Raw genomic sequence first — 11,479 nt, forward strand, 5'->3', positions numbered from 1 at the left:
CTCCCAGCCTGAATAGGGGATTCTGATGTTTCCGGAACTCGGACAGTTTGCACTGATTCTTGCGCTGTTGCTGGCAGTGCTCCTCTCCGTCGTGCCCCTGGTCGGTTCGGTGACCGGCCGGGACAATCTCCAGGCATTCGCCCGGCCTCTGGCGTCGGGCATGTTTGTGTTTATTGCCATGGCCTTCGGCCTGCTGACCCATGCCTTCCTGACCGATGACTTTTCAGTGGCCTACGTGGCCAACAACAGCAACAGCATGCTGCCCTGGTTCTACAAGTTCAGTGCCGTGTGGGGTGGCCACGAGGGCTCGCTGCTGCTGTGGATCCTGATGCTGTCAGGCTGGACTATGGCAGTGGCGATTTTCAGCCGGCGCCTGCCCACGGTGATGATTTCCCAGGTGCTTTCGGTACTGGGTATGGTTTCTGTCGGTTTCCTGCTGTTTATCATCATCACCTCCAACCCCTTCGACCGTCTGTTGCCCAACGTCCCGGCTGACGGCGCGGACCTCAACCCCTTGCTGCAGGACATCGGCCTGATCATGCACCCGCCGATGCTGTATATGGGCTATGTCGGCTTCTCCGTTGCCTTTGCCTTTGCCATCGCCGCACTGATCAACGGCCGTCTGGATGCTGCCTGGGCACGCTGGTCCCGACCCTGGACTACGGTGGCCTGGGCGTTCCTCTCGATCGGCATCGCGCTCGGGAGCTGGTGGGCCTACTATGAACTCGGCTGGGGCGGCTGGTGGTTCTGGGATCCGGTCGAGAATGCGTCCCTGCTGCCCTGGTTGTCCGGCACCGCGCTGATGCATTCGCTGGCGGTCACCGAGAAGCGCGGTGTGTTCAAGAGCTGGACCGTGCTGCTGGCGATTGTCACCTTTGCCCTGAGCCTGCTGGGCACTTTCCTGGTGCGCTCCGGCGTTCTGACCTCGGTTCATGCCTTTGCCTCCGATCCGGAGCGGGGCAAGTTCCTGCTCATGTTGCTCGCGATCACCGTGATTGCGAGCCTGACTCTGTATGCTTTCCGGGCCCCCGTGGTGCACGTCCGCGCCCGCTATGGTTCGCTGTCCCGCGAAATCTTTCTGCTGTTGAACAACGTGTTGCTGGTATCGGCCACATTGTTGGTGGCGATCGGTACCCTCTATCCGCTGGTCCTGGATTACCTGGAGATGGGCAAGCTGTCTATTGGCGAGCCGTTCTTCAATCTCACCTTCAGCCCGCTGGCAGTGGCGGCCGGCCTGCTTCTGGGTGCCGGTATCTTTTCCCGCTGGAAGAAGACCGATGGCGGCTGGCTTGGTCGTAAGCTGCTGTGGCCACTTGCCGTCAGTATCCTGGCCAGCACCGCCGTGGTCATCGGCTATGGCGGATTCAAGCCCTGGGCGTTTGCCGGTGTCTTTGCCGCCATGTGGGTGACCGTAGCCACCCTCTGGGACCTGTGGGATAAATCCTCCTCCCGAAAGGGCCGCCTCCACGGCCTGAAGCGGCAATCCCGCAGTTACTGGGGGATGATTCTGGGGCACCTGGGGCTTGCCATGGTGATGGCCGGTGCCACAGTGGTTTCAAACTATGGCATCGAACGGGATGTCCGGATGACACCGGGCGACGTCGCCACCGTGGGCGACTACCAGTTCGTGTTCACTGACATTGGTGAGCGCCGTGGTCAGAACTTCACCGCCCAGTATGGCGGCTTTGATGTGATGCTCGATGGCGAGAAGGTTGCCGAGCTGCATCCGGAAAAGCGCCAGTACAGCGTAGGCATGAGCGTGATGACCGAGGCGGATATCGATGCCGGCCTGTTCCGGGATATCTTCGTGGCGATCGGTGAACGTCTCACAGAGGATGCCTGGGCCATACGCCTGCAGTACAAGCCCCTGGTGCGCTGGCTCTGGCTCGGCGCGCTGGTGATGGCGATCGGTGGTTTCCTGGCCATCTCCGACAAGCGCTACCGGATCCGGGACCGCGCCGATGAGCGGGTTCCGCAGAGCACCCGGCCTGCTGGTGGGGTTAAAGGTGAAGCGGAGGCCTTGTCATGAAGCGCTTCCTGCTGTTCCTGCCATTGCTGGTAGCCCTGGTGCTGGGCGTGGTGCTGTTCGCCGGTATCGGTAAGGACCCGACCAAACTCGAGTCTGCCCTGATCGGCAAACCGGTACCCGAGTTTACCCTGGCGGACCTGCACAATCCGTCGGCAACTCTGGACCGCAGCCTGTTCCGGGGCGAGATTTCCCTGCTCAATGTCTGGGGGACCTGGTGTCCGTCGTGCCGCGATGAGCACGATGACCTGATGTGGCTGGCGAATGACAAAGGCATCAACATTATCGGACTGAACTACAAGGACAAGCGTGAGGATGCCCTCGTCTGGCTCGAGCGCCTGGGCGATCCCTACCAGACAACCATCTATGACCCCAAGGGTATCCTGGGCTTCGACCTGGGCGTTTACGGAGCCCCGGAGACCTTCGTGATCGATGCCGAAGGCGTGGTCCGGTACCGCCATGTCGGTGTGGTCAACCCGAAAGTGTGGGAAGAAACGCTGCTGCCGGTGATCGAAGAAGCGCGGGGTAATAGCTGATGATGCGATTTATACTGGCGGCTCTGTTCGCGCTGACTGCAGGCCTGGTACAGGCGGAAGTCGCCGCCGTCTATGATTTTGATACCCGCGAACAGGAAGTGCGTTATCAGAACCTGATTGCAGAGTTGCGGTGCCCGAAGTGCCAGAACCAGAATATCGCCGACTCCAACGCGCCCATCTCCCAGGATATGCGTAACGAGGTGTACGAAATGATGCAAGCCGGTGCCAGCAACGAGGAGATCGTTGATGCGCTGGTCGCGCGGTTTGGCGAGTTTGTCCGCTACAAGCCGGAACTGGACAGCCGAACCTTCCTGTTATGGGCGACACCGGCCATCGCCGTCTTTGGCGGGCTGCTGGTGGTTGCCGGCGTGGTCATCCGCGCCCGGCGCGTTGAGCGCCAGGCAGCAGGCCTTAGTGCTGAGGAACGTGCACGCGCAGAACAGATTCTGAAGGGGCAGGACAACACCAGCGACAGCTGAGCGGATGCCTGAACCGACCGAACCCATTTCCCATGCAGTGACGACATTTTCATGACCAATACTTTCTGGATTGCCGCGACGGTACTGATCATTATCGCCCTGGCTTTTGTGCTTTTCCCGGTGCTGTTCCAACGTTCCAATGCCCGAGCCCGGGCGGATATCCGTAACCAGAACCTGATGGCGTACCGGACCCGGATGAAAGAGCTCGATGATGAGTTCGAAGCCGGTATTCTGGATGAGGACAACTACCGACAGCTGAAAGAGGAGCTGGCGGGCTCCATGCTCGACGATGTTCCCGAATCAGAGCAGCCCCGCTCCGTGGTGCCCGGTCGCAAGAGTGCCATTGCGGTGGCCCTGGTCTCGGTTCTGGTATTGCCCGGTGCAGCCTATTACCTGTACCAGGAATGGGGCGCCATGGATCGGGTTGAACAATATATTGCCATGCAACAGATGCAACAGACCGATGCCGGCCGTCAGGCACAGATGACGGATCTGGTGGCGCAGTTGCGGGACAGGCTCGAGGCCGCCCCCGATAACCCCGATGGCTGGGCCATGCTGGGGCAGAGTTACATGCGCCTGGAACAATACCAGGAGGCCGCCTGGGCATTCCGTCAGCTCGCCAAGGTGGTGCAGGATAACGATCAGGCAGAGTCGGTGGCGCTGGGTCTTTCCGCGCAGGCGCTGTTCTTCGACAGTCAGGGCGCGATGACAGAAGCTGTCACCGAGGCGATCCGCAAGGCCCGTGCCCTGAACCCGGACGAAGTCAACGCCCTGGGGCTGCTCGGCATCAATGCCTTCAGTCAACAGAATTACCGCGAGGCCATTGAATACTGGGAGCGGATCGTGACCGTGGCGCCGGACCACCCCCAGATCGCCTCGATCCGGGGCGGCATCAACGAAGCCTATAACCGTCTGGGTGAAACGCCGCCCGAGGTTCAGGCCCCCGCCGATGCGGGCGGTCCCGGTGTGACCGTCGAGGTGTCCCTGGCGGATGCTTTCCGGGACCAGGTGCCGGCGGACACGACCTTGTTCGTGTTTGCCCGTGAAGCCGGTAACTCGAGTGGACCGCCACTGGCCGTCGCGCGCCTGACCGCCGGCGATCTGCCGGTGACCCTGCGGCTGGACGATGGCAACTCCATGTCACCGCGGGCGAAAATTTCCAGTGCTGATGAGGTGCTGGTCACGGCCCGCCTGAGCCGCTCGGGCAGTGTTTCGGCCCAAGCCGGTGATTGGCAGGGCAGTGTCGATGAGCCCGTCGTCGTATCCGGCGAGGATGCTGATCCGGTCCGATTGGTCATCGACCAGCAACTGACTAACTGATTCGGGCAGCCGGCGCTGGTCAGGGCGACAGATTATCCGGGTAAAGGGGGCGCAGGCCGTCCTCCCGGGTGGTCCGGGCTTTCCCGCGCCGAATCTTTTCCAGGGCCCTGACCAAAGCCTTCCGCTCTGCCAAACCGGATTCAGCCTTACCTTTCCCTGCAAACAGGTCCGCCTGCAGGCGTTCAAGTTCGGCGGCCAGGGTGTCATCTCCCAGAAACTTCACAACATCCCCGGCGGTTTGGAACAACCGATCCGGGTGTCGGTGCTGCATCCACCGGATCAGGTAGTGGGGTGTTTCCGCAGATCCCTTCCTGGCGGCGATGATGAGTTCGTCAAATAGTGCCCGCTCATTGCTGTCGACCTCATGGGATGCGGGCGGTCTGTTCGATCCCTGGCCATTCTTTCGTGACCTCCACCAGCCAGCGGCAGTGGCAGCCCAGGCGATGACCAGAGCCAGACTGACCCAGGCCCAGATCGAGACGGTTGCTTCCTGGGAAGTGCCAGGCTCCGGCCCGGTGGCCATGCCGGTGGTTCCGGAATCGTCCGCCGGTGGCTCGGGGGAGGGTGGCACGGCGGCAGCACCGGTATCGGTGACTGACAGGGTCCGGGCAGGAATCACCGCGACCTGCTGGCTATCGGTGTCGGTGTCCCACCAGGCAATCCGGACTTCCGGCAAGGTCATCTCACCGGCTCGCACCGGAACCAGCGCGATGGTCTGTTCGAGGGTGGAGGTCAGTCCCTCGGGCGTCATCTGGGTACTTCTCTGCGGCTGGTCGGGGTAGGCACGGATTCCTGGAGGCGTGTCCTCGGGTAGTGGCGGCAGGGCCTCCGAAGGCAGATCACTGGCTTTCAGGGTAATCCGGCGGGTCAGGTTCTCACCCAGGTCTACTTCCAGGGTCGGCGGCAGGCCGCTCTCCGCCAGGGACAGGTCGCTGGCGGGAAGCCAGGTGTCGCCGGTAAATTCGTCCGGTACGGGCTTTACCGGGACGGCAAAGAACTCCTCGCTGTCCCTGAGGAATCGTAGCTTGCCTTCCTGGGTACGTGCCTGGCCCTCGAACCGGATGGGGGGCAGATCGAGCTCGCCGGTCCTCTGCGGAAACACCGCATAACGCCGTTCAACGACCCGGTAGCGAACGCCGTCCCGGTACCGGGTATACTCCTGCTGTTTGCCAAGGCTCTCGATGATGGCATGGGGATGTTCCGGCTCGGACAGCTCACCCCGGATCAGGTTGCCGGAAAAGAACAGGCGAACGGTCAGGGTCAGTTGCTCCTGAACGTAGACCTCGGCCTTGTCCGCCGACAGCTCGACAAAGCTGTCCCGGACTTCGGGGCCCTGGTCCGGCCCGGAGCCCGAGATGACATCAATGGTTACCGGCTTCGAGGTGGCATCCCTGAAGGTGAGTTCCGGAATGGTGAGTTCGCCGGTCCGGGTGGGAGCCAGCTGGTAGGTCCAGGTGATTTCGCCGATCATCTGGCTGTTGACGGTACGGATGCTGTATTGCTGGTTGCGGGCGAGGATCTCGAAATCCGGCTCGACCTTTTCGATATCGGGCGCGGGCAGCTGGGACAGATCGAACTCGAACAGGTTGCTGAGGTTAATGTCCAGCTCCATGGTGCCCTTGACCGTGACAGTCAGAACCTCGCCTTCATAAAGCTGCTTGCGGTCCGGCTCCACGGACAGCTCACCGGCGCAGGCCGGGAAGGCCAGCGCCAGCAGCAGCCATAATCCGGTCATCGTTGCCAATATCCGTTTTACCATGGTGTATCGCCTTCAGCGGGTGGTGTCTGACGTTCCTGGTATTGCTGCAGGAACTTCCGGCGTAGCAGGCCCCCTGGATTGTCGGGAATGCGCCTGAGCCATTGTTCCTGCCCCTGGGTCAGGGGTGTTTCCGAGATCTCGGCCGGGGCTTGTGCCTGTTGCCCGTTCTGTTGTTCTCCGGACTCTCCCTTTTGGCCCGTACCCGAATCCTGCTTCGGCTGCCCGGGGTCCGATTCCTGCTCGCCCTGACCGTTATTCTGGCGGCTGTCCGATTGGCCGGATGGGTCCTCTCCGGAAGGCGAAGGCTGTTGCCCCGCTTGTTGGTCATCGCTTTGCTGCGACGGGTTGTCCTGGCTGCCGCCCTCGGAATTCTGGTTCTGTTGTTGCTGGCTGTCGCCCTGGCCCTGCTGGTTCTGTTGCTGTTGCTGTTGCTGTTGCTGCTGTTCAATCAGCTGCTCCACCAGATCCCGGTTGTGGCGGGCGTCCTCCATCTCCGGTGCCTGCGCGAGAGCGTTCTCGTAGGCTTCGAGTGCCTGTTCGAGCTTGCCCGCCCGGGCCAGGGCATTGCCGCGGTTGTAATCCGCCGCCGGTCCGGGCAGGGATTCATACAGTTTGGCGGCCTGTTCATATTCACCGGAGCGGTAGAGAGCGGGGGCCCGCCAGGACGGGCTTTCGAGTTCACGGGCGGCCTGCTCGGGATCCTCGCGGATCAGCTCCGGCGCCCGCTGATCCTCCCGTTGCCAGAGGCTGTCCCAGCTTGCAGCCTGGGCCGGTTCAGGCATCAGGGGCAGGACCAGCAGGGTAAGCACCGCGAACCCGCCCCGGCGCCAGCCCAGCAGGAGAAGCGGGAGCGCGAGCCAGAGTAGCCAGTAACCGTCATCCTGCCAGCGATTCACGGTCTGGTCCGAATCGGCAGATTGCCAGTCTTCGCTGTCTTCCGGCGTCAGTTTCAGTGCCTCGATATCGGTGTCATCCAGGGTCAGCGGGTGAAAGGAGCCGCCGGTTTCTGCGGCCACACCGGAAAGTGCGCCGGGATCGGCCCGGGTAATCACGATCTCCCCGTTTTCGCGCATGAAGCCCCGTTTGGCCAGGGGAATAGGGCCGCCACCCTCGGTACCGACCATCAGGGTGCTCAGGGTGTAAGGCGTGCCTGCCAGGGCGTGGGTGATTCCGGGCAGGTACCCCTCCCGGACATCATCGGTGATCAGCAGGATCCTGCCTTTGCCTGGCGCTCCCTGTTGCAGAAGTTCCGTTGCCCGGGTGACTGCCAGATCGGCGCGGTTACCCTGGGCCGGCATGATGGTGGGGTGGAGTACGTCGAGCATGGCTTCAATGGTACGGGTGTCATCGGTCAGTGGTGTGACCACGTGGGCATCGGCAGCATAGACCACCAGACCGTTGAGACTGCCTTCCCGGGCCCCGAGGATATCCCGGATCTTGCGTTTGGCCCGGGTCAGGCGATCGGGTTCCACATCGGTGGCGAGCATGGACAGCGACAGGTCCAGCACCATGACCAGGCTGTCTCCCGGTTGTTTCAGGGGCGTGGGTGCTTCCCGCCAGGCCGGGCCGGCCAGGGCAACCGCCAGTATCACCAGCGCCAGGGAGACCGGAACAAGGGGAGAGCCACCCCTGCCTTTCTGCTGTCCCCCGGAACGGATCAAAGGCGAAAGTAGTGGGGCGGGAATCAGCCGTGACCAGCCGCTGTCGCCGTGGCCTGCGTTGCGGAGTATCACCACAAGCATCGGCACTGAGAAAAGCAGCAGCAACCAGAGCGGGCGAAGGAAATGGAAATCAGCCATGCTCCGCTCCTTCCGCTGGTTCTGCGCGGGATTGGCGGCGTCGGGTGATGAAGCTTGCCAGGCCGACAATCAGCCACAGGCCGGTCGCAAGGCCCGTCGGCCAGACAAACAACTCGGCCACCGGACGGTAGAATTTGCCCTCCAGTTCGATGGCTTCGAGTTGGTTGATGCTTTCATAGATCATTTCCAGCTCGGGCAGGCTGCGGGCCCGGAAATACTGGCCTCCGGTGGCTTGCGCCATCCGGGTGAGCAGACCCTCGTCCAGGTCCCTCGACGGATTTACCCGTCGGGAGCCGAGCAGGCCACGCTGGACCATGGTGTCGGCGCCGATCCCGATGGTATACAGCCTGACGCCCGCGGCGGCGGCAATTTCCGTGGCCTTGTCCGGACTGATCTCCCCTGCGGTATTGGCACCGTCGGTGAGAAGCACGGCGACCCGCTGTTCCTGGGGGCGGTCCCGCAAGCGTTTTACCGCCAGGCCGATGGCATCACCGATAGCCGTGGCCCGGCCTGCCATGCCCAGCCCCGATTCCTGCATCAGGGTGCGCACGGTCTCCAGATCGAAGGTCAGTGGCGCCTGGACGTAAGGCTCGGTGCCAAACAGGATCAGGCCGAGACGGTCGCCCTTGCGCCGCGAGATGAAATCATTCAGCACGTGTTTGACCGCCTGCAGGCGGTTAATGCTCCGGCCCTGGATCACCATGTCCCGCTCGTCCATGGAGGGGGAAATATCGACCACAAGCATGAGGTCACGACCGGTAACGGGTAGCTGCACCTGCTCGCCCACATACTGGGGTCGCGCGAGCGCCAGGACCAGGAGAAGCCATAGCAGAGCGAGCATCAGCTTGCGCCACCAGGGGCTGCCGCTGCCCTGGCGACTGACACCGGGCAAACCGGACAGCCAATGTCCGGTGGGCAGGACCGGGGCGTCCACCTGCCTGCGGGCCGGTCGGCGCCACTGGATCAACAGCGGGAGCAGGGCGATAACCAGCACCCAGGGATAGGCCAGGCTCAGCATTTCTGCCCTCCCAGCCAGTGGCGGGCAAACCGGATGGCTTCACCGGGATCGGCCTGTACCCTCGGCTGCCAGGCGGCATGGACCATCGCCTCGAGCCGGTGTCGTTCAGGAGACTGCCCTTCTGGCGTCGTGTCGATCAGGAAATCCACCCAGGCGTTGCCGCTGAGGGCCTGAGGCTGACTCTCCGGGTGGCATTCCCTCGCTGCCTGCTTGAGCAGGGTGTTGAGAGAGGTGAACCAGGCAGGTGTTGGTTCCGATTTTCGCTCCAGGTCGGTCAGGGCTCGGATGGCCTGCCGGCGCCAGCGATTGCGTCGCCTGCGGCGAAGCAAGGCTATCACTACCAGCGCAAGGACAACCAGAACCAGCGCGGCAAGCACCCACCAGCCCGGGGCCGGTGGCCAGAAACCGCCGGTGGCAGGAAGATGGATGTCGCGCAGTTGGCTCAGAGGATCCTGTGGGTTCATCCGATCCGTCCCCTTGGCCCGAGCAGGGACTTCAGCACTGACGCTGGATCCTCTCCGGTCGAAACCATGGCGGAAGCCACACCGGCGGTGCGGAAACAGGACGCCAGCCGTGTTTGGTGAGCCGTAATGCGTTCCCGCCAGGCTTGTTGAAAACGGGGGTTGCCGGCATCGAACCAGATCGGACCGTCCGGACCGGCGACCGCAAACCGACCACTATCGGGCAACTGTTGCTCGAGCGGGTCCACAATCCGGATGGCGTTGACGACATTGTGGCGTGCCAGGGCGCCGAGCAGGGAGGCGGTATCCTCCGAGATTTGCAGGAAATCGCTCAGTACAAAGATGCGGCTGCCGGTATGAGCAACCCGACGGGCTTCGGCCAGGGCCTGATCGAGCCAGGGCCCGTTATCCATGCCGGAGGTGGGCAGCCCGCCGTTCCGGTCGGGTTTGTGCTGCTGTTCCGCCAGGGAGTCGAGCAACCGCAGCACCGATTTCTTGCGGCGGGCCGGGCGAAGCACTTCCAGCTTCTCACCATTGAACACGATTCCGCCAACCTGGTCTCCGGCCCAGAGGGCCAGCCAGGACAGGATCGCTGCCACCTGGGCGCAACGGACCTGCTTGTAGGCGCCGGTACTGGCGAAGAACAGGCTGGGTCCCAGATCGCACAGCAGTAGCACGGGCCGCTCCCGTTCCTCCTCGTACAGTTTGGTGTGCGGGGATTGCCTTCGGGCAGTAACCCGCCAGTCGATGCTACGGATGTCATCGCCCGGCTGGTACTGGCGCACCTCGGCAAAGGCCATGCCGCGCCCCCGTTGCGGCGAGCGCTGAAGGCCCGCCTGCCGGGAGCGGACCGGTCGCGCGGAACGCAGTTTCAGGGCCCGGGCATCGGCCTGCAACCGGATCAGGTCGGGCAGGTTGATGTGTGTGGTGGCTTGACTGCTTACCATGGTGTCTGGTCTTGCACAGGGATATGGAACCTCAGGCGGCGACCGGAACCCGGTCGATCAGCCGCGCGATGACCGCGTCTGGCGTCATGCCCTCGGCTTCGGCCTCGAAGGTCAGCAGGATCCGGTGCCGGAGCACGTCAAAGGCCATGGCCCGGACGTCATCCGGAGTGACATAGTCACGGCCATCCAGCCAGGCATTGGCGCGGGCACACCGGTCCAGGGCAATGGTACCCCGGGGGCTGGCGCCGAAAGCGGTCCAGCGGGCCAGTTCCGGATCCAGGCTGGCGGCATCCCGGGTTGCCAGCACCAGGGCCAGCAGGTATTGCTCAACCGGTTCGGCCATGTAGATATCTGCCGCCTCGGCCCTGGCCGCGAAGACCTGCTCGGCACTGATCCGGGTTTCCGTCTTTGGCAGTCCCTGGCGGTAATCGTTCCTCGCCAGGTGCAGGATGGCCTTTTCGGCTTCGGCGGAGGGGTAGTCAATCACCACATGCATCAGGAAACGGTCCAGCTGGGCTTCAGGCAGCGGGTAGGTGCCCTCCTGCTCGATAGGGTTCTGGGTGGCCATCACCAGGAACAGCTTGTCCAGCGGGAAAGTCTTCAGGCCGACGCTGACCTGCCGCTCACCCATGGCTTCGAGCAGGGCGGACTGCACCTTGGCAGGGGCACGGTTGATTTCGTCGGCCAGCACGAGGTTGTGGAAGATCGGTCCTTTCTGGAATTCGAACTGCCCGGTCTCGGCGCGGTAGATCTCACTGCCGGTGACGTCCGACGGCAACAGGTCCGGGGTGAACTGGATGCGGTGGAAGTCCCCCTCGAGGTGATCCGCCAGGGCCTTGATGGCGGTGGTCTTGGCCAGCCCGGGCGCCCCTTCCACCAGCAGATGGCCATCCGCCAGCAGGGCAATGAGCAGCCGGTCCACCAGTTTTTCCTGGCCAATGATCCTTTTGGCTAACTGTGACCTTAACTCCCCGAACGTATGCTGTAGTGACATTGGATGTAACTGCTCCCTTATCCATGTCCCGTCAAGGAACTGTATTGTTCGTAAGTAGTTGCCGCAGTTTTCGCATCTGGACGGCAAAAATCAAGGGTTTGACTATGCTTATGTGACGATACGTCGATTACGTTTATTTC

10 protein-coding genes are annotated in these 11,479 nt (G+C 62.8%); 4 read left to right on the forward strand and 6 right to left on the reverse strand.

The genetic code is table 11. The features are described from left to right. The first annotated feature begins 25 nt into the window (after positions 1–25). The 4 genes from DET50_RS09325 to ccmI are packed head-to-tail and all read left to right on the forward strand — an operon-like array spanning position 26 to position 4,361. Positions 26–2,029 carry a heme lyase CcmF/NrfE family subunit gene (locus tag DET50_RS09325; RefSeq protein WP_113862581.1) on the forward strand — a complete coding sequence of 668 codons (2,004 nt, stop codon included), beginning with the start codon at positions 26–28 and terminating at the stop codon, positions 2,027–2,029. Continuing rightward, positions 2,026–2,562 carry a DsbE family thiol:disulfide interchange protein gene (locus DET50_RS09330; protein WP_113862582.1) on the forward strand — a complete coding sequence of 179 codons (537 nt, stop codon included), beginning with the start codon at positions 2,026–2,028 and terminating at the stop codon, positions 2,560–2,562. The genes DET50_RS09325 and DET50_RS09330 overlap by 4 nt, the downstream gene beginning before the upstream one ends. Continuing rightward, the gene (locus DET50_RS09335) at positions 2,562–3,041 is read left to right on the forward strand and encodes a cytochrome c-type biogenesis protein (protein ID WP_404932732.1); all 480 of its coding nucleotides are present in this window, start codon (positions 2,562–2,564) and stop codon (positions 3,039–3,041) included. The genes DET50_RS09330 and DET50_RS09335 overlap by 1 nt, the downstream gene beginning before the upstream one ends. Before the next feature lie 51 nt (positions 3,042–3,092). Further along, positions 3,093–4,361, forward strand: coding sequence for a c-type cytochrome biogenesis protein CcmI (ccmI, locus tag DET50_RS09340; protein WP_113862583.1), 1,269 nt, complete (start codon positions 3,093–3,095; stop codon positions 4,359–4,361). 19 nt (positions 4,362–4,380) lie between these two features. On the opposite strand, the gene DET50_RS09345 is transcribed toward ccmI, so the two are convergent. The 6 genes from DET50_RS09345 to DET50_RS09370 are packed head-to-tail and all read right to left on the reverse strand — an operon-like array spanning position 4,381 to position 11,339. Beyond that, positions 4,381–6,096 (reverse strand): BatD family protein, encoded by a 1,716-nt coding sequence (locus tag DET50_RS09345; RefSeq protein WP_258546098.1) that lies wholly within the window; start codon positions 6,094–6,096, stop codon positions 4,381–4,383. A gap of 17 nt (positions 6,097–6,113) precedes the next feature. Beyond that, positions 6,114–7,919: a VWA domain-containing protein gene (locus DET50_RS09350; RefSeq protein WP_113862585.1), complete on the reverse strand. Its 1,806-nt coding sequence runs from the start codon at positions 7,917–7,919 to the stop codon at positions 6,114–6,116. Next, on the reverse strand, positions 7,912–8,937 hold the full coding sequence (locus DET50_RS09355; protein WP_113862586.1) for a vWA domain-containing protein: 1,026 nt from the start codon (positions 8,935–8,937) through the stop codon (positions 7,912–7,914). Before DET50_RS09355 ends, DET50_RS09350 begins: the two co-directional genes overlap by 8 nt. After that, positions 8,931–9,401 carry a DUF4381 domain-containing protein gene (locus DET50_RS09360; RefSeq protein WP_113862587.1) on the reverse strand — a complete coding sequence of 157 codons (471 nt, stop codon included), beginning with the start codon at positions 9,399–9,401 and terminating at the stop codon, positions 8,931–8,933. The genes DET50_RS09355 and DET50_RS09360 overlap by 7 nt, the downstream gene beginning before the upstream one ends. Then, positions 9,398–10,345, reverse strand: a complete 948-nt coding sequence (locus DET50_RS09365) for a DUF58 domain-containing protein (RefSeq protein WP_113862588.1) — start codon at positions 10,343–10,345, stop codon at positions 9,398–9,400. Before DET50_RS09365 ends, DET50_RS09360 begins: the two co-directional genes overlap by 4 nt. A 31-nt stretch (positions 10,346–10,376) precedes the next feature. Next, positions 10,377–11,339 (reverse strand): AAA family ATPase, encoded by a 963-nt coding sequence (locus DET50_RS09370; protein ID WP_113862589.1) that lies wholly within the window; start codon positions 11,337–11,339, stop codon positions 10,377–10,379. Positions 11,340–11,479: the final 140 nt, after the last annotated feature.

This window comes from Marinobacter pelagius (assembly GCF_003315345.1).
GTDB classification, from domain to species: Bacteria; Pseudomonadota; Gammaproteobacteria; order Pseudomonadales; family Oleiphilaceae; genus Marinobacter; species Marinobacter pelagius_A.